The 20,460-nt window shown below is 40.5% G+C and carries 13 protein-coding genes; 1 reads left to right on the forward strand and 12 read right to left on the reverse strand.

The window, feature by feature from the left end; genetic code table 11:
- Positions 1-10: 10 nt before the first annotated feature.
- From DV942_RS07995 to DV942_RS08005, 3 genes are all read right to left on the reverse strand, one after another.
- Positions 11-1,180 carry a DUF5000 domain-containing lipoprotein gene (locus tag DV942_RS07995; RefSeq protein ID WP_145856648.1) on the reverse strand — a complete coding sequence of 390 codons (1,170 nt, stop codon included), beginning with the start codon at positions 1,178-1,180 and terminating at the stop codon, positions 11-13.
- 25 nt (positions 1,181-1,205) lie between these two features.
- On the reverse strand, positions 1,206-3,110 hold the full coding sequence (locus DV942_RS08000) for a RagB/SusD family nutrient uptake outer membrane protein (RefSeq protein WP_145856649.1): 1,905 nt from the start codon (positions 3,108-3,110) through the stop codon (positions 1,206-1,208).
- Between the two features lie 142 nt (positions 3,111-3,252).
- Positions 3,253-6,234 (reverse strand): SusC/RagA family TonB-linked outer membrane protein, encoded by a 2,982-nt coding sequence (locus DV942_RS08005; RefSeq protein WP_244950853.1) that lies wholly within the window; start codon positions 6,232-6,234, stop codon positions 3,253-3,255.
- 1,062 nt (positions 6,235-7,296) lie between these two features.
- Here DV942_RS08005 and DV942_RS08010 point away from each other — a divergent pair.
- Positions 7,297-7,596, forward strand: a complete 300-nt coding sequence (locus tag DV942_RS08010; protein WP_145856651.1) for a hypothetical protein — start codon at positions 7,297-7,299, stop codon at positions 7,594-7,596.
- Positions 7,597-7,893: 297 nt separating this feature from the next.
- Here the strand turns inward: DV942_RS08010 and galB are convergent, their stop codons facing one another.
- The 9 genes from galB to DV942_RS08055 form a co-directional block, all read right to left on the reverse strand.
- Positions 7,894-10,359, reverse strand: coding sequence for a beta-galactosidase GalB (gene galB / locus DV942_RS08015; protein ID WP_145856653.1), 2,466 nt, complete (start codon positions 10,357-10,359; stop codon positions 7,894-7,896).
- Positions 10,360-10,522: 163 nt separating this feature from the next.
- Complete coding sequence (locus DV942_RS08020; RefSeq protein WP_145856655.1) at positions 10,523-11,059, reverse strand: GNAT family N-acetyltransferase; 537 nt, start codon at positions 11,057-11,059, stop codon at positions 10,523-10,525.
- 223 nt (positions 11,060-11,282) lie between these two features.
- Positions 11,283-12,194 carry a TlpA family protein disulfide reductase gene (locus DV942_RS08025; RefSeq protein ID WP_186462450.1) on the reverse strand — a complete coding sequence of 304 codons (912 nt, stop codon included), beginning with the start codon at positions 12,192-12,194 and terminating at the stop codon, positions 11,283-11,285.
- A gap of 23 nt (positions 12,195-12,217) precedes the next feature.
- Complete coding sequence (locus tag DV942_RS08030) at positions 12,218-13,633, reverse strand: TlpA family protein disulfide reductase (RefSeq protein WP_145856658.1); 1,416 nt, start codon at positions 13,631-13,633, stop codon at positions 12,218-12,220.
- The gene (locus tag DV942_RS08035) at positions 13,630-15,306 is read right to left on the reverse strand and encodes a trypsin-like peptidase domain-containing protein (protein WP_145856661.1); all 1,677 of its coding nucleotides are present in this window, start codon (positions 15,304-15,306) and stop codon (positions 13,630-13,632) included. The genes DV942_RS08030 and DV942_RS08035 overlap by 4 nt, the downstream gene beginning before the upstream one ends.
- A 4-nt stretch (positions 15,307-15,310) precedes the next feature.
- A complete protein-coding gene (locus DV942_RS08040; RefSeq protein WP_145856663.1) occupies positions 15,311-16,522 on the reverse strand; it encodes a TlpA disulfide reductase family protein in 1,212 nt (403 codons plus the stop codon).
- Positions 16,523-16,531: 9 nt separating this feature from the next.
- The gene (locus DV942_RS08045; protein ID WP_145856665.1) at positions 16,532-17,806 is read right to left on the reverse strand and encodes a TlpA disulfide reductase family protein; all 1,275 of its coding nucleotides are present in this window, start codon (positions 17,804-17,806) and stop codon (positions 16,532-16,534) included.
- A 17-nt stretch (positions 17,807-17,823) separates the two neighbouring features.
- Positions 17,824-18,912, reverse strand: a complete 1,089-nt coding sequence (locus tag DV942_RS08050; protein ID WP_145856667.1) for a TlpA disulfide reductase family protein — start codon at positions 18,910-18,912, stop codon at positions 17,824-17,826.
- Positions 18,913-18,967: 55 nt separating this feature from the next.
- Positions 18,968-20,455 carry a RagB/SusD family nutrient uptake outer membrane protein gene (locus tag DV942_RS08055; protein ID WP_145856670.1) on the reverse strand — a complete coding sequence of 496 codons (1,488 nt, stop codon included), beginning with the start codon at positions 20,453-20,455 and terminating at the stop codon, positions 18,968-18,970.
- Positions 20,456-20,460: the final 5 nt, after the last annotated feature.

A 20,460-nucleotide genomic window follows, 5' to 3' on the forward strand; every position in this document is an offset into this window, starting at 1 on the left:
TCTTTAAGTGTTAATTATCATTCCCGAACAAAGTCATTTCTGAAATATGCGTTGCTAAGCCACCTGACCAGGTTTCCAATACCCTGACACGGATATACCTCACTGGAGGTGCATTTAGTGAAACCGTGGTTTCCTCACCGCGGGCTGCAGCTGAAACATCTTCCTGCGTATTTTGGCCAGAAGGCATACCTGATGGTTTTACCGAAACGCAGGACGCAAGTCTTGTCCAGTTGGTATAGCTGCCATCACTTGCCGGATTAGTTGAGCCCCAGATTTCATATCGCTTTGGATTTCCATGCGCATAAATCCAATTGTCTTGCCTTTGCCATATGGTAAAACGGCTAATTTTTGCAGTTACCCCCATATCAAAAGTAATCTGGCATGGCATGCCTGTATCATCTGTATGCCACATATCCCCGCCAGATATTATACCATTCCACAAAAGCGGAATAGGAAGGCCAAACCCTACTTTTGCATCTGTTGGCAAAGTTAATACCCGGAACTTGCTTTTATCCAACTGCTTTTCGAAGATCGGTGTTATCGTTGCTTTAGCTGTATCGGTTCGGTTATCCCATTTGTCTCTGATGTAAACGCCAAAAATTGTTTCTTTGGCAGGAAATCCCCTTGAAGAAAACAACCCGTTTTTTTGCTTGGTATAAATGGTTTCCTTTGTGGCAAAATTGCCCAGCGAATCTTTATATAATACGATTACTGCAACATTTGCTTCAGTTGGATTGGAAAAAGTAATATTTACACCACCAAAGTCGGACGCAAGCACCAAACTTCTGCGGACGGCAAAAATAGGCGGTTCAAGTGCCTTTACCCGTATTGTTACCGGTGCCGACTTATTTTCCGATTTATCAACAGCGTATAAATTAAGGTTGTAAAAGGCTGTATCTGCAAAACCATCAACAGTTAGTGTATTGGTATATGCAGATGCTTTAACACTAATTGTTTTACCGTATTTATTGGTATATTCTGCCATGACATACATAAGGTCTGGATCGGAAGGCAGGTTATATTTAATCGTCACAGCGCCAGGAGTGCTGGTTGAAACCGGGTTTGAAATTTGTTGAGGCGCCACACTATCTTTTTCCAGGGGCGACAAGACCTCTTCTTTGCACGCCATTACTACGCTGCATAAGAATGCAAGTAATAAGTACCATTTATTATTTTTCATAATCTGTAATTTTAATTTTAAATAGTTACCAGCCTGGATTCTGTACCAGGTTAGGATTTACAATAGTCGTGTTCTCCTCTAAAGGCCATAAATAATCTCTCGGTGCAACAAATTTTTGATTAAATAGCAACTTAGGCCTGTAATATCCAGTTGCGTCAGTTTGTTCAATATCCCATCCGAAAACAGGTATATTCAGTGTTGCCGATGCTTCTTTCCAGCGTCTTAAATCCCAGAACCTACTGCCTTCGAATGCCAGTTCAATTCCGCGTTCCTGGTGTATAATCTGTCTCAACCCTGCCTGGTCTCTGTATTTGCCGGGATTAATGGAATAGGTATCCCATGAGGACTGTACGGTTTGCAAGCCTGCCCTGTCTCTGATAAGGTTCAGGTATTGATAAACAGTTTCGGATGGCCCCTCTGCTTCATTTAATGCCTCTGCATACAGGAGATATAAATCTGACAGGCGCATGAGCGGCCATGGATAATTTTCAGTTGTGAAACCTTGACCATCCTGAATTACAAATTTCCAGCTGGCCAGCTTTTTAGCAAAATACCCGGTGATAGAATATCCAAAAGCTAATTTTCTTGATTGTGCTTGTCCAGATTTTGCCTGTATTAACCAGGGATTAGCTGGCGTAGTATTTTCCATATACCATACCGAACCATCAAATCCTAAATCTGCATAAAAGCGAGGTTCTCTGTCAAAATGTAATGAAGCTGTGGTGTAACCGTTCTGCAGGTAACCCTGATCTGCTGCAGTACCTGCTTTTAAATCATACCGGCTGGAGAAATCCCAGGTTTTATCTTCGTTTATAGGAACACCGTTTTTAGTATAGAATAATTCCGCCAAACGCATAGTTGGTGCTAACTGACCTAGTGGACTTTCATTTATCGACCGGGACGGATCGACTCTTGGCATGGCCTGACGTTGTAATGCCGAACCATCGTTGTTGGTATAACCCCAAATTAATTCCTGATTCCACGGCTGGCACACACTGTTTCTAATGCTCATTTCGGTTTTCAACCTATCAGGCATGGAAATAATAGAAGTAAATTTAAACAATTGAATTCCTGCTGAAGTACAAACATCAATCGCTTGTTTACAGGCGTCAGCAGCTCTTTTCCATTTCTGCACATTGTACGTAGTGTTTACCAAAGCTGTTCCATCGGCATTTTTTAGATTAGCATAATCGGAGTTTCCATTAAATTGAGGGCTCGCTGCAAGTATTAATAATTTAGCTTTTATTGATAAGGCAATTGGTCTGGTGATATGACCAAGCTCTGAAGAACGATTCTGTATCGTTAAAGGCAGGTTTGCCGCCGCTGTATCCAATAAGCTGGCTATGTAATCAACCACTTTATCTACCGGATCGCGCTTTACCCTCACCGCTTCTGTTGTTGATGTAATCGGAAGATTTTTATCTATAATAGGAATCGGGCCATACATTCTAAGTAGATAGAAATGATAATAAGCCTTCAGGAATTGTACTTCACCAGTCCAGATCATCTTTTTTGACGGGTCCAGATCGGGTACTTTTTGTACATTATCCAGAAAGATATTACAATCTCTAAGTGCCCGGAAGATCGGATTCCCACCCTCTTTACCATCCCAGAAATTAATATATGGGGTAGTAACAGACTGGTTTCCCCGGGCAATGAGCTGCGGATTCACCGGCAACTGACTTAATGAGGTGATTGGCCAATATGTCCAAAACTCATCACTTCCGAGCATAGCCGGATTTTGATAAATATTATTATCTGCAGGCAAATATGAATAACAGGTAAAAAGATATTTTTCTGCTTCATTTCTGTTTGCAAATGCATTATCGAGCGTCGCAATGTTATCGGGTACTACGTCTAAAAAATCTCTTTTACACGAAATCATCACTGTTAACAGTGCCAATGCTAAAAATATTGTTGTCTTTTTCATAATTAAAATCCTAGTTGTATACCTACATTGTAAACGCGTTGCACCGGATAACCGAGTCCATTTCCACCCATTTCAATATCCCACAATTTGAAGCCGCTAAAACTCATCAAGTTGGTGCCATTTATGTAAAAGCGGACATTGCTTAATTTAATCCGGTTGAGGATTTTTTTGGAAGAGAGTAGCCAAGCTCTGCTGATTTAAGCCTTAAGAACGAGCCGTTCTGCATAAACCAGGTACTTGTTTGAAGATTATTCGTATTGATACTGTTGCTCAGGCGCGGCCACAATGCATATAGGTTCTGGTTATCTTCAGACCAATGGTTATCTGCATAAGCTTTTATTAATGCATTTTGACCTACCGTATTATCCGGGGATATAAAAGGAGCAGTTTTTTGCGTATCTATCCAGAATGATGACCTTGCTGATCCTTGGAAAAAGACTGAAAAATCAACACCTTTATAGCCTGAAGAGAATCCGAAACCATAAATAATCTCTGGTACAGTTGGTAAACCAATAGGCACTTTATCTAAATTTGTGATTTGCCCGTCGCCATTTACATCCCTGTATTTAATATCGCCTGCAGCGTACTCACCGAAGGTTTGACGCGGGGAATTAGAAACGTCATACTGATCAATAAATAAACGCTCTGCGATTAACCCATAATTTTGATTTAAAGATTGCCCTACACGGGAAAGGTAACGTTCTTTATACTCCGGCTCCTCATACTGTAAAAATTCACTGTGTGCATAAGTGAAGTTGCCTTGCAGGCGTAACCATAACGATGAATTGAAGTTTTTACTGTAGTCTGCAGAAACGTCTATTCCGTTGGCCTTAGCCTTGCCTGTATTTGCTTTTACAGTTGCGGCCAAGCCCATTGTGGTAGGAATAAAAGCACGCTCCATTAGGATATTATCTCTGGTTTCAGAAAATATATCAGCCTGTAAGTTAAAATCATTAAATAAGGTTAATTCTGTACCAAAATTGAATTTCTTTGCACGTTCCCAGGTAATGAAAGGGTTATCATAGCGGTTAATGGTATAGCCATTCTTTCTAATTGCAAATTGTTCTCCAAATACTGATCCTTTGGCAGGGTCATTTGGGTTAACTTCAGAAAGGTAGAAGAAACGATCTTCCGGTGCACCAATAGCGTCGTTACCCACAATACCATAAGTGGCTTTTAATCTCAGTTTGCTGACTACATTACTGATGGGTTTCCAGAATTTTTCGTTGGAAATTGTCCATCCCACGCCTAAAGCCGGGAAGAAACCATAACGCTCTGTTTTAAAAAAACGTTCTGATCCATTGTATCCAAATGTGGCTTCAAACAGGTAACGATTATCATAACCATAAGTAAAACGACCGGAAAGGCCCTGGTTTCGGTATGGTAACGACTTCTGTAAGGTACCGCTATTTGCAGATAAATTTTGCCTCCTGATGAATACCAACAAACCCGTAACATCGTGGAGTTTTGCAATCTGCTTGTTGTAATTTACAGCAGCCTCCATGTAGGTGGTGGTATTGATATCCTTTGCTCCTTCAACATAATTCAGGTATTCTGTAGCCGCCCCCTCATTAAGCAAAACTAAGTTGTAGGTATCTGTTAGATTGTTATATCCAGTTGCCGAGTAGTAGAACGGATTGTAATTCCGGGTTACATCAAAATAAGAGTAACGGGAGGTGTTGAACAAGCCTCTTGCAGAAAGTCCGTTCAGGATTGACGATAGATCTTGTTTTACTTCAAACTGTGCGCTCATGTTAGATCTCGCATAGTCACGGTACCCTTTAACCAGATCAGCGTATGGATTAATCAGAAGCCCGTTATTGGAGTTTCCGAATAAAATATGCTTCGTGTTTGGCATCAACTCAGCTGGATAATAAGCCGGAAACATTACTGGGTTCGTTTTCATTATTTTATCATACATTCCACTTCCACCATCAATAGGCCCGGTATAATCATCAAAACTGCCAGCCAAACGCACAATTACTTCTGTACTTTTGGTCATATTGATGTTGATGTTTGAACGAAGCTGATACGATTTCAAATTGATATTGTTGTTGAAATTATTCCGTTTATCAACTTTAAGCAGTCCGTTATCGATGTTATATGTACCGGCGATGTAATAACGGGCAATTTTTCCACCCCCGTTAGCGTTAAAATTCATCCGTTGGTTATTCGTTCTGTTTTTGATGAGCATCTCACGCCAGTCGATAGCAGGATAAATGTATGGGTTGGCACCAAGTTGGGTCTGGTCTATTTTATTCTGTAAATAAGGTTGAATGCCTAATGGATTCCGGGTTGTTACCGCTTCATTAGCCAGCTTCATGTAAGTTATTGGATCTGCAAATTCAAGATCACGGGTATTTTGCGAAGTCGAATTTTCCAATCGGATCTGAACTTTGGCCCTACCTTCATCACCTGATTTAGTTACAATTAAGATCACCCCATTTGCACCTCTGGCCCCGTAAAGTGACGTAGCAGTAGCGTCTTTCATGATCGAAAAGCTGGCGATATCATCCGGTTGTAGCCTGGCCAAATCTGTAGCACTTACCTCAATTCCATCGATTAAAATAAGCGGATCTTTCTTATACCCGAAGGTTGTTACCCCACGGATAAAAAATGAAGCATTATCCTGCCCTGGTTCTCCACTGCGCTGATAGGCAATTACACCTGCCAATTTACCAGCTAATGCTGTGGTTAAGTTACTGGAAGGCACCTTCAATTCTTTAGGATTAATAGTCGTGATTGCACTTAGTATACTCGATTTCTTCTGCGTACCAAATGCAACCACGGCCACCTCATCAAGGTTATTGAGCGACTCCAGCACGACATCAATTTTACTTTCACCTTTGATTTCGACTTCTTTGGTTTTGTAACCCACCATGCTGAAAACCAGGGTTCCATTGGCCGGGACTTTTAAGCTGAATTTGCCTTCGGTATTTGCCTGGACAGCTAGCTTTGAAAACTTAAGCGAAACACTTGCGCCCGGAAGAGGGCCATCAGAATCCTTTACTGTTCCACTGACAACGATTTCATCCTGAAAGGAAAGTATTGAAGTGGGTTTGTTGCCAGTTGAGATCGTGAATGATTTTGTGGAAAAACTAATCCCCATTAGTAAAATCATCATTCCGCTCAAATAAAAGTGACTCCGGCGAGTAGAATCAAAAAGCAAAATGGCCTGCCGCAATTTCGCAGCATACATTCTTAGTGTAAAAACATTCATTGAGTTGATATTTGGTTATTTATTGGATTATTAGGCTTTACGAGTATATTTCACTTATTCTACCGATATGGGAACAGAGAAAATTAACTGTGTAAATGATGTGAAAGGCTTGCCGCAACTTTGCAGCGGGCTTCCTTAATGTAAAATATTCATTCTGGTATAGCGTTAATTGTTATTTGGTTACCGGACATTAGCACTTAAATATTTGAACGTCACATTGCTCCAGGATAATAATGGTATTTAAGAAAAATAAGACAGACATTTTACTTCGCATTTTAATGAATGCCAATTAGCCAGGAACAGAACAGACGTTATAAAAATTTTGGCAAATCAATCCCATTCACCTGAAATAAACAGGTGTGATAAATGGAATAAAAATGATTTACAGCTTTGTTAGTTGGTTGAAACTATGGTAGTTTTTCTCATAATATTTTTTTTTATTTTGTGAGTTTGTTTGTTTACTAAAAGGCATAGCATGATATTTTATTAATGCAAGCATTATAAATACCAAAATAGACTTCCCGTTCATGTTCTCGATACCCTCTTCAGGGATTTTTATTTGGTTAGAATTGCTAAAACAGTTAACTATAGCATCTTATCAAAGATACATTATTGCCCTGGGGTTAAATTTATCATAAACAGACTTTTTTTTGTAATTTTCCGACATCGCAACTTTTTTTTCGGATATATAAATTGCTTATCTATTTGTTAAATAAATACATGATGCTTTAATAAACAACTATATATCAGCACCATTAAACTCATATTTTTCACACCTTAAACACTTAGTGTAAAAAAAACACTATACCTGACAATACCATAAAGTTCAAAATATATTCTCAAATCCGTTATTACCAAATCCATTTCCATTTTTTAGTGAATTAAGCAGTATTTTCGGTTATGATGAGAAATATTGGCTCAAAATTTAAAAAAACCGTACTATTCCCATTTTAAATAAAAAGAGACATGACAAAAAACGTTTTAGTCGCAATGCTATTGGTGACCATATTCGGCTGTAAAAAACCTGGTGATGATGACATTACTGCTTACCGTTGGAAGCGAGATTTGTATCGGGCGCGGGTTCATAGCGAGGGGCCTGCGGTATTTTATTCAAAAGACCCGAATGTTTTCGGGAATCAAGACGCCATCTTTTTAAGTTCAAGTTTTGTGATCTTAACGGAACACCGCAAAAATATACAGCAAGACAGTATCTATAATGCCAGTGGCAGAACCCAGATTTACAAGTATGAGAAAGTTGATGATTAATTTTCCGTAATATTTATAGGCTTAGCATAAAGCTTTACCCTAAATAAAATTATCATCCTGAAGGATGATAATTTTATAAAATCAATATAAAATGACAGATTTTTTGCCAAATGGTAGGCTGCAAAAGTCATCCTTGGGATAAGCCTTTCAGCAGATAGCTTATTCCGACCTTTCGCGGAAGCAATATTTATAGCAAGGATCATTAGCTTGCTTCGTTGTTCCTCCTTATAATGAAGACTTTTCTACGGAGTCTGTCAATGGCAACCTGTCAGAAGGCCTCTTTCAATATTTTAAATGTTATCTGGTTTCGATCGGCAGTACTGCAGCCTTTAAACCTTTAGCAGAAACACTTAGATTTAATTTCCCAGCTTGTTCTGTTGATTGAACAGTGATGACCAGTTTACCTTTAAAAGCCTTCATTTTCGGCAGGTGGAACAACTCCAAACTGGTCGGATCGCCATTGGCCACGGCTTTATATGTTCCGTTTCCGGTAACTTTAAAATTAAGGCTATTTTCAGCATCAGGACATAGCGTACCGTGGGCATCTACCACGCTTGCGGTAACATAAGCCAGATCTTTCCCATCTGCCATCAAGGTCTTACGATCTGATTCTAATACAATATGGTGCGGTTTGCCTGCCGTTTTAACGGTTTGTTCGGCAACGGGCTTGCCATTACCATCATAGGCAACTACCTTTATTTCGCCGGGTTCGTATTTTACATTGTTCCACATTAGCCGGTACCTGCTGGTACTGGTCGCTTTATTTTTGCTTTGCCTACCCTGGCTTTTGTTGTTAATGAACAATTCTGCCGATGGGTAATTGGTATACACAAACACCGGAGTTACCTGTCCCTCACGGCCAGGAAAAGTCCAGTGTGGCACAATATGCAGGGTCGGTTTTTCAGGATTCCATTTGCTCCTGTAAAGGTAAAAACGATCTTTAGGGATACCTGCCAGATCAATAATTCCGAAATAAGAACTGTGCGACGGCCATTTTTCATCATAAGGCGTAGGTTCGCCCAAATAATCAAAACCTGTCCAAACAAATTCGCCGATTACATATTTCAGTGAATCCTGCATCATAAATTCATCATCCGGAATCTGCGACCAGTTACAATATTCCAGATCGTATGATGAGCTTTGATTGTCATCGTACATTTTCATTTTCTGTGGCACAACCGGGAATTTATACACCCCTCTTGAGCTCACGGTAGAGGCCGTTTCAGACCCCAAAACCATTTCCTGCGGCAAGCGTTTGTAAGCCTCCCCATACCAAAATGGCTTATAGTTAAAGCCCGGGATATCTAATACTGAAGCAAAGTTATTGTCTAATGCATCTTTAAGCCTATCCATACCCGCAGTTACCGGTCGGGTTGGATCTTCACGGTGGCATATATCCTGTAAAAACTTTAAAATCTTGCCCCCTTCTTTAGTCGATTGATCGGGTACTTCGTTTCCGATACTCCACATCACCACAGAAGGATTGTTTCTGTTGGCATGGATCATATTTACGATATCTTTTTCGGCCCACTCATCAAAAAGATGGCTGTATCCATTTGACACCTTAGGTGCTTTCCATTCATCAAAAGATTCGACCATGAGCATAAATCCCATTTCATCACATAACTTTACCAATTCTGGCGCCGGCATGTTATGTGAGGTCCTGATCGCATCGCATCCCATGTCTTTCAATAATACGAGCTGCCTGCACAAGGCAGAAACATTAATAGCAGCACCAAGTGGTCCTAAATCGTGGTGGTTGCAAACGCCTTTAAATTTGCGATAAACACCGTTTAGCGAGAACCCTTTTTCCGCCTCGTATTTAATGGAACGGATGCCAAAAGTAGTGGTGTATTCGTCTTTTAAGCTGTTTCCGGCATATAATTTTGTTACGGCTGCATATAGATTTGGTGTTTCCGGCGACCATAATTCAGGGTTTCTAACCACTAAATCCTGCTCAAACTCATTCAAATCTTCTGTTGTTAAATTCTTCGTCGCTGTTGCTACTGTTTCACCTTTTGCATTAACGATGGTGGTTTGCAGGCTCAAACCATTATAGTTTCCACTTAATGAATTAACCTGGGTCCGTATTTTTACCCGGGCAAAATCTTTGTTGATTACCGGCGTGGTAATATAAGTGCCCCAAACCGGAATACTTACCTCGTCTGTAATGATAACATGCACATTGCGATAGAGACCTGCGCCCGGATACCAGCGGGAGGCTTCCGGCAAATTCTCCAAACCGATGGCGAGTACATTTTTGCCAACCCTCATCTTGTCGGTTATATCAATTGAAAAAGAATTATAGCCATATGCCCAGTGCCCAACGGCCTCCCCGTTTAAAAATACTTTTGGATAGCTCATGGCGCCATCAATTAAGATTACTGCTTTTTTGCCTTTTGTAAAAGCGGGAGCAACAAACGTATTGCGGTACCAGGCTTTGCCAACAAAAGGCAAGCCACCCGTTCTTCCTGTTTTTAATGATGCCGTTTGCTCGCCATTTTGTACAATCTGTACATTCTGACTGTCATTATTCCCATCAAAAGGACCTTTTATGGCCCAATCATGTGGAATACGTACCGTTTCCCATTTGCTGTCATCAAAAGCAGGATTTACAGATTCAGGAAAATCACCCTTGCTAAATTTCCAGTTTTTTTCCAGCAGGTATTCTGTCCTGCCCTGTCCTTGAACTGTTCCACAAAATAGTGCAGCTAATAATAAAATGGATAAACCCCGGTATAACGATATTTTAATTGCATTCATCCTCAAATCTAAATGTTAAAACAGTGCTCAACAACTTAGGAGAAAGAACAGGTTAAAATAAGTTAATAAATGGTTTAATTTTAACTGGTTTGACTAAATAAGGAATTTTGCGACATTATGCGTTTTCCCTAATTTGTTTAAGCGTAATTAAATAAAAATAAATCTACAGTTTATTTCCACTCCATTCATGTTTAAGAATGGCAAACTGCATCGTGTTCTCATATTTAGGAGTTCCGTCATCGTTATTCACAAATGATATATATTCCAGGAAAAGTCCCTCTTTACGCATACCCAGCCGCTCGCAGAGCCGCTTAGAGCGAATATTATAATCTTCCACATAGCAGTAAATCCTTCGGGCGTTTTTCTTGCTGAACAAATAATCAAGCAACCCGGCTGCAGCTTCACTGGCATAACCTTTACCTTCAAAATTCCCATTGAAATTCCACCCTACACTATAAGTATCTTCTTCCTGCATGGTAAACAGATTACCGATGATCAAATCGTTTTCCCGCAGGCACACCGCAAGCTGTGAATCGTCATGACTTTTTTCCTTCACGGTTTTAATAGCTTCGTCAAACGTCGTTATTTTTTCATCTGCGAAACAATTTACCCTTGGCTCGGAAAAATAAGCCAATAGGCCTGCCGCATCACTTTCCTCGAAGCTGCGCACAATTAATCGTTCTGTGCTGTAAAATTCCATTGTAAAGTCATCTAACGTTTAATAAGAAGCTATAGTATGAGGTAAATTGCTTTCTTAATCCTGTCAAAAACCTGTATGCTTAAGCCAAAGAACTTGATTAAAACCATCGCTGAGCAGTATCGACGCAGTATATTAAAATGGTTTAGAACCAATTCTCTTTAAAAATTGCTTGGTAACTTGCAATGACGATTTTAAAATTCAGATCTCTTTTTATAAAACGCTCTTAATTAAAAAGTTCTGCCAATTTAGCTTCCAATTCTTTGCCATGGAGATCGCCAGCTACAATATTACCCTTGTTGTCTACCAGAAAATTCCTGGGAATCGCTGTGATATGGTATTTTTTTGCAATCTCAGATTCAAAGCCTTTTAGATCACTGACGTTCGTCCAGATATAGTGATCGGTTTCAATTGCTTTTTTCCATGCTGTGGGATTGGTATCTAATGATACCGCGATTACGTCAAATCCCCGCGATTGATACTTGTTATAAAGCGGAATAAGCGCCAATCCCTGTGCTCTGCACGGCACACACCAACTCGCCCAAAAATCAATAAATGTGTACTTACTTTTAGCGGTGATTTCCTTTGACGAAGTTTTCTTACCCATCGTGTCGCTCATCACAAAATCATCATATATCAATGTTGAATTTGAATCATTTAACCTGGCGCTAGTTCTGTTATGCTCGGCTGCGTTACTGTTAGTACCATTAATGCTTAAGGTATAGTTTTTTTTGGAAGGTGGTAAACACATCTGATCGTTACAGGCCATATATTTAATGGCGAATTTTAACTCTGTCTGCTTATCAGACTTCAATTTCAAGACCTGAGAAAAGATCGCACCTTTTTTATAGTAAGGCAACTCTTCTCCATCTTTAGCCCCTATTCCTTTCTCTTCCACTTCTCCTATAAACCCGATGTTTTGATTATCCTCAAACAAAAACTCAGTCGGCATGCCCATCCCACCCGAAGTTTGCGGATAGATATGATAGGGAGCCTTTATGGTAGCGACAAAATTTACCCGATAAGTTAAAGAACCAGTTTTCTCTACGCGAAATTCCCAGGAGACAGGATGATTGTCCTGTCCATACCCTAAGAATGCAATTGCGTTAAAAAAAATCAATAAAATGAATTGTTTCATATTGTTGTGCATTATAAAATAACTTATACTTTCTTTCTTGCCATTTCAACCATTTGCGCTACTTCTTCAGCTGCGGCTTCATCTTTCCCTTCAAAACCTTCCACCTTGAAACGGATTTTTCCCTCACCATCAATGATAAATTTGGCAGGTATTCCTTCAATTTTGAAAGCATCTGCGGCAGCACTTTGCTTTGTTTTTGAATTTCTCGGATCCAGATACAGATCAAATGTATAATTGCGTTTGGCCAGAAACTCCTTACCATCACTTAATAAATCTGGCACATTATTCCAGGTATAAATAAAGAGAAACTTTACATCCGGATCGTTCTTGTACCGGTTAACAGCCAGCTGCATTGCAGGAAATGAAGCCACACAAGGGCCACACCAGGTTGCCCAAAAATCCAACACTATGGTTTTCCCTTTAAAGTCTGCCAAAGAAACTACTTTCCCATTTACATCTGTTACCGTAAAATTGGGCGCGGCTTCATTAACCATCATCGGTGAAATATCTTTCCTGATTTTTTTGATAAAAGTATCTTTCAAACCCTGGATATAAGCATCTGCATCCTTATCTGGATTCAGCTTGGTATAACCTTTTTTTACCTCGTTAATATACCGCGGCTCAAGCTTTCCACCTTCTACTGCTTTAGCCAATACGGGTAGCGCCTTTACGTAGTCGCCGTTTAAACTCGACAGAAAAGCATAATTTTCGATGAGTTCTTCATCCCTGTCTTTAATATGATGATAAGCCTCGGATGTGTAACGAAAGGCTTCCTCATTTTTACCTTCTTTAAACAGTAGCTTGCTATAGAGGTTGATAAAATCATAATAAGCAGATTGCCGATTTACTTTACTTGGTCCATTGAAAGACACATCTTTTAACTTCTTGGCATTATCTAATTCACGAGCAGCAAACTCCATGGCCTTCTTGTTATTGATTGCAGCCATTTCCTGAGTGGCAGAAACTAAGGCTTGTAACCTAAAGCCAGGATTATCAATGGAGTTGATATATTGAAGCGTTTTTGAAGGATTCATTTCATTGGCATACATATTGGCCACAAAGCTTTTTTCCAGATCTAAATTGACATTCGGATAGGCCCTGACCATGCGCTGTAGATGTGCTTCCATATCTTCTACCGCTTTCAGTTTTAGAAAGGACGTGAGTCTCATCATTTGGGCATTTGGACTATCCGGGTATTTTTTTAACAAAATCTTGGTTACCACATCTTTTTTGATTTCATTTTTATCGTAGTACTGAATCAACGTCCATAAGTCCTGATCTGAACCATTTTCCAGAGCTTTGATCTTTTGCTGAAGCAATGATTTGTTTTTTGTCTGTCTTAAGGCCGCTAATTTGCTATCAGTATCATCCTTTTTTTTTCTTTGCGCCAGTGTAACCAGACAACTGAACATTAACATTAAAAAAACTATTCTTTTCATCTCTTATCTATTGATTTTTTTATAAATTCAAAAATTGTGACCGCAGGCAACAACAAGGTTGAAGTGCGACTTCTCCTAGCTATATTTACGCCATAGAAAGTTCCTTCGCTATCAAATACAAGACTTCCACATTCTGCCGCTTTAATGGCAGCATCATGGACCAGCACATTCTTAAAACCATCAGAACGGCCACTCCTGCCACCTGAATACTCAAAAGATGCATGATGCGGTGTTGGCTGACCTTGCAAATAAAAACTTAATTGCATGTGCTTCCCTTCTCTCAAAATGTCAATGGAGATGGAATCACCCGCCAGATATTTTGCAAATTCTTGATTGTAATCTGCTGCTGTGCTCACCGCGGTACCATTAATTTTAACGACCTGATCCTTGAGTTTCAGCGATGAAGCTGCTGGACCGCTTTTGTCGATGCCAGTGATGGTAATCTTTCCATTCTGATACACCGCACTTGCACCGAGATATCCGTAACTATCACTTAGAGGCACATCAAAATAGGTAGCACTGAGCACACCTACTTTAGTGGCATCATTGCCTAATGAAGACACCAGTATCTTACCTAAGTCGCTTTGCTTTAATACCCGATATTGTGGATCAGTTGATAAATTGATTCCCATTCTCATCTTTCCATCGGTACGCAATAACACCAGGTCATGCTCCCTGTCTCTTTTTAGCAATTTCGCAGTAAACATATGCGCCCCGCTTTTAATCATCGGACTGCTACCAACCATTGAGCTTTTGCTCACGATATACTTATCTCCCTTAAAATTGATCAGCGTACCCGAAATCGATACTCGTTTTGCCCCAAAAAGACTAGTTAACATTACTGCGCTTTTTCGATTTTGGAGAGGAATATTTACAACTTGTTCTAAGGCAGGAACGGTTTGCAGCTGCACCGACGATACCCTGGCGGGCAACACATCGGCAGCTGGAAATGAAGTGTAATCTTTAGCAACGTTTAGCGCGGTCCAGTATTTTAGAAAATGATCCGCTGGCACATCAAAATTTTGCTCTTCCTTTTCCTTTATCCAACTGTGTATCCCTACTACCCTTCCAAGCGCATCAAATAAAGGACCGCCAGAGTCGCCAGGTTCCATTTTTGCAGAAGATTCGATGAAACCGTCACTTAAATCGACATCAGAGATTCGTCCAAAACGGACATTTGGCTTTTGCTTAAAAAAGGCACCCGGATAAGAAATGCTTACTACCGGCTGGTTAATTTTTAATTCTGTACTGGGTGCCATCTTCGAGAAAGCCCATTTAGCAGGTTTCAGAATCTTAATCATTGCCATATCATAATCTTTTCCCTTGTCTTGTAATCCAATCCGGCCTAAGCCCATTGCGATATGTTTACTCCCGTCCGGGAATGATACTCTGTAGATTTGACGGGGCATTGCAGCGTGCGATACGGTGAGAATGTGTCCTTCAGCAGAAACCACTACGCCCGTAAAGCCATTGGCCTCGTCAACGCCTTTCTGTACCTGGTTGTTCAAGGTATCCCACTCGATAATGTAAACGCTACTGGCCATCACCTTATCTACCACACCTGCTATAAGCTTTTCGATGCTTTGGGTAGTTGAATGAGATTGCCCTTTGCAGGCGGCAAACAAACAACAACACACACAAAACAAACTAAGCTGTAATCCTTTCGCGATCATAAGCTTATGATTTTGATTTTGTAAGTTCTATCATCGCTTTCAGCTTATAAAATTCTTTATCATCTGAGCCTGCATAACCAATACCAGTTTGCGTGACATTTCCCTTTGCATCAATGATAAACTTTTGGGGAGTACCCAGTGCACCCAGTGCTTTGAAAATGGCCTCTTCCTGATCAAACAATATATCGAACTGATAACCTTTCTTTTGCATAAAGGGCTTTACAATTTGTGGGTTTTCACCTTCATTGATTACAAATAGTTGAAAAGGTTCACTTTTGTAAAGCTCAAGAATACGTTTGAACGCCGGAAATGCAGCTACACAGGGTTTACAACTCGTACTCCAAAAATCAATGACTACGATTTTACCTTTATAATCGGATAACTTAATCAGCTTACCGTCCATATCTGTTAAAGGCACATCAGGTATAGGTTTCGCATTTTTTATCCAGCCTGCAGCTACTTCTTTTACAATTTTTTGATATGCCTCCCCCTTTAACGAATCAATATATTTATCCATTCCGGCCTGGCTGCCTTTTACCTTCTGGTAGGCGATTTTTAAACTCGCAATGGTATGTGGTGTGGACGTAGCAGTACGCACCGCATTAGACAGGGTATCAAGTGCCTGTTGGGCCTGGCCTGCTGCCAATAAGATTAAACCCAAACGGTTCAGGTAATTGGCATCCGAATTCCTGAAATAAGGTATTTTCCTGAACACGGTATTTTTACCCGACTTTTTTATATTCTCCATTGCGACCGCCAGGTTGCCGAGTCTGGCATTGGCTAAGGCATTTATCTCAAGTAAAACTCCGCTTCTGCTAAAGGTATCATCATGCTTTTTGAGCCTAACTTCTGCTAAAATCTGTTTGGAAATTTGCTGTACCCAAGCTATGTGCTGGTCGTTGTCTACCCAGGATTCTAAAAGATTAGAAAGTTCAAACAACTGGATAGCAGAGAATTTAGGGTTAGTTTTTTTGTAGAAATGATATTTATCAATATCTCCTTTCGCCAACCAATCGATAGCCAACTGCGCACGATAGTGATCATATTGCCCAGGCTTTGCGGATCCAGCAGGATATTTGGCGACAAGTTCGTTATAGAACCGCTCTTCTTCTTCCACTTCTACAAGTGCATTAAATTTTTTGGCGATCTCTTTTGGTGACTGCTGGCCGTAAACATACGCGGAGATTAATACCAGGAATAAAACTAATCTTTTCATATTCTTCAACTAACTACGTGCTTTGATGATTTCTACCATAGCTTTCAGCTTATAATATTCCCGGTCGGTAGAACCGGCATAGCCAGAAGCGAAGAACCTGATGTTTCCCTTCGCATCAAACACAATTTTTGTTGGTGTTGCGCGGACATCGTACATATTATTTTCCTGGTCCCTTAAAACTTGCATTTTTATTGGCTGTTGTACGGCAAAAGCCTTCACCGTTTGCCCCTCCTCGAATACATTGACGACGTACAGTTGAAATTCATCTTTCTTGTAATCTTCAACCACTTTCTCAAATCCTGCAAAGGCTGCTACGCAAGGCGTACATAAGGTGGTCCAGAAATCCAGCACAACGATTTTTCCTTGCTGGTCAGAAAGGTCAATCTTCTTTCCATCTAAATCAATCATCTTGACTTGACTGAGGGATTTTGTAGCACGGAAGCTGATCAGTTTCCTCGTGCGGTCCTGTGGATCAGGAAAAGTCCCGTCCAGGGTCTGCTTTGCTGAATCTATATAGGATTTTTCAACTTCTTTATAATATTTTTGATAAGCTTCATTTTTTAACGATTTAAGCTCCTCTTCGAATCCATTTTCGGTGCCCTTCACTTTTTTAAACGCTTCTTTAAACGTATCTATCATATAAGCGTTAGACTCTGCGTCTTTAAAAGCAACCTTTAGCAAATCAAAAGCCTTTTGAGGCTCACCAGCAGCAAGCTGAACTATGGCCTGACGGTTCAGGTAATTAGACTTCATGTCTTTAAAATACTTTATCGAACGGCTTTCGCTAGATTTGTCAGCAGCCGATTTCGCCATCATCTTTTTAGCCAGTTCAATATTTCCTAACCTGGCATTTGCCGCTGCATTGATTTCATAAAGTACAGAAAATCTGATCCCTTCTTCTGCAGGTGTACCTTTCAACTCTTTCAAAAGTGCCGCCGATATTTTTTCGGCATTGGTATAATCTTTCTTTTCGTCAAAAAGCTTCTCCAGTGCATAGCCCAGGTAAAGTGCTTGTTTATAGGAATATTTGGGCTTCTTTGCGTGATAGTAGCTATAGCGTTCGACATTTCCCTTAGCCAACCACAGATAGGCCAGTTCAGCATTGAAATCATTGATTGCTGTGGGCGCCAATTTTGCCGCAGGAGCCTTGATCAATTCAGTGTATTTCTTTTCCTGATCTTCAATTTTTTCAATGAGCGTAAAATCGTCTATACTGTATTTCCTGGACGATTGCTGTGCCCAAACAGAACTGGAAACCAGCAGGAGTAAAATGATTTTTTTCATGTCAATTTAATTTTTTCTTATCTAATTAATTTAGAAAGCGTATCCTCTAAGTCCGATCCTCTTAAATCTTTCGCTACAATTTTTCCCTCCGGGTTAATCAATACGTTTGCGGGTATAGAAGAAATCTTATACCTTTTGGCAACCTCGCTTTCGCTTGCTTTGAAATCACAAACCTGCGTCCAAGGCAGTTTATCCTCTTTTATGGCTTTTAACCAAGCACCTTTTTTAGTATCTAGGGAAACGCCGAGTACCTTAAAACCCTTTTCCTTAAATTTTTTATAAGCTTCAATCACATTCGGGTTTTCAGCACGACAGGGAACGCACCAACTCGCCCAAAAATCAACCAACACATAGCTGCCCCGGTAAGATGCTAAACTAATCGCCTTTCCATTGATGTCATTCAAGGTAAACTCTGGGGCAATCAGTTTTCCTGAAAAGGCTTCTTTTGCCTCATCCAATCTTGGCTTCCAAGCGAGTACCTTTGCCGATTGCTGCATCCTTGGGCTTAGCTGATGATACATAGATTCAACCAGCGTTGGATTGATCGAACCTTGTGTGAATAAATCCATCAAGTCTACACTAACATAAGAATCTGGGTATTTATTGATCAAATCACGGGTGAGGATTTCAAAGAATTCTAAGCCGGCAGGCTTACCATTCAAAGCTCTGCTTCTGGCGGCCGTTTCGCGCGAATAAAACTCCCATACCTGTTGTTCTTTGCCACCACCGGTTGAAGTTGCCATTCCAGCGTGGTCAAATACAATATCGATATTGCCATCCAGGTAAACCAATGCAACATTTTTCATGTTGCTGGTATCATCACCGGATGACGATTGACGATTTTTCCCAACAGGCTTTTCTAGCCTGATCAGATTCAACTCTGCTAGTTGGGGTCTGCCGATCGTACCCTTAAATTCAAATTTTCCATTTCTTATAACTGCAGTATCCGTTTGATATTCGCCGCCTTTATCATCTGGCGGGTAGGCCATAGTCACTATTCTTGCCTTAATCATTTCGGGTAGTTGACCTTTTACCGTATAATTCGTTTGCGCGTTTGACCAAACAGGCAACAGGAATGCGGTTGCCCAAATCAGTATTTTATTCATATTTCTATTAAATTTCAAATTGCCGCTAGACTGCAGCCATTTGTCAGGTAGTTTTTTATGGGTTTTCTTCCAGGCCTTTGCTTTCGTTAATCATACGCTCTCCAAACTTAAGTACGAACCTTTCGGGCTTAAGCTGATACGAGGCAGTCTCTACGCCATTCTGATTGTAAATCCTATGTGTAAATTTAATGTGAGTGCTATACACCGGATCGACAGAAAGACGACGCATATCCAGCCAGCGCAAGCCAGTGATGGCGAATTCACGAATGCGTTCATCCAAAATAAATTTCACGAGTGCTTCCTGGTTTGAAGCAATACCTGCTGGCACAAGTGCTGCTGCGCCGGCAATTCTTTTGCTACGCAAAAACTGAAGATCATTTACCGCCCCGGATAGATCATTTGATCTGGCCAGGCACTCCGAACGCATCAAATACAGATCTGGCAATGACGGACCGACATTGATTCCAAGAAAGAAATCGGTATTTCTGCGTCTCATTCCCATTGGATAGGCAGTAGTAGTAGACAATTTATAAGGCGAATATAGATTTAAACGTCTGTCTGTAGCAGTATACAAGGAGGCTGTTTCCGGGCTGAAAAGAAATGCATTAACAGCACCAAACTGGAACCAGCCTGCGTTGATGTTATAAATGATTTCTGTATTATTGGCGGCGATAGGTACATTGTCCAAACCGAAAAATCCTTCCGGATACCAGGATCCCTCTGCATCCGGATTTTCTACATCTAGTACCATTGTATAATCATACAACTCCATCGGAATTCCAGCCTTTTGAACCTCTACAAATGCGGCATCGAGGTGTGCTTTGGCAGCGGCAAAATTATTCATAGACATATATACCCTTGCCAAGTAAAACTCAGCCGCCAACTTAGAAATTTTACGGCGATGGGTAAGTGCGCCTAAATTTGGCAGCGCTTCTTTTAAATCACTGATGACCAGATCATATGCTGCCTGCAAGGTACCTCTTTTAAAATCCTTTTGCGTCACATCTGCAACGGTAAGGTTCGGAATACCTAAATCTGTGCCGGCAGTAGCTACATTGTAGGGTTTGGTAAAATCTGATAAAAACATAAAGTTGCAGATTGCCCTGCCCGCCCGCGCTTCTGCAAGTAAGGCAAGTTTCTGTGCTTCGCTTCCCCCTTTCGAATCCATTACCTCATTGATGACTTTATTAAATAGGTAGAGTCTTCTGATGTAGTTGGTTTCTCCAGTAATCTCGTTTGGCAAGCTGGCAGGATTATAAATTCGCGGCTCGTACCTGAACAAACGCTGCTGGCGCAACTGTTCATCCCCCTCTAAGTTGTTAAAATCAGGTTGCAAAGCTGCCATCTCGTCGCCCTGATATACACCAGCAGTAAACTGACTTGATAGATAGTTTGCATTCAAGAGCTTTTCATAGTCAGCTGTGTTTATGGCAATAGCCTGCCCTTTAGGTACAATTTCGAGGAACTCCCGCCTACAGGAAATCTGAAACATCAGCAACATTAAAACAAATGAAACTAAAATATATTTTACTAGAATTTTCATATCTG

Source organism: Pedobacter suwonensis (genome assembly GCF_007833675.1).
GTDB classification, from domain to species: domain Bacteria; phylum Bacteroidota; class Bacteroidia; order Sphingobacteriales; family Sphingobacteriaceae; genus Pedobacter; species Pedobacter suwonensis.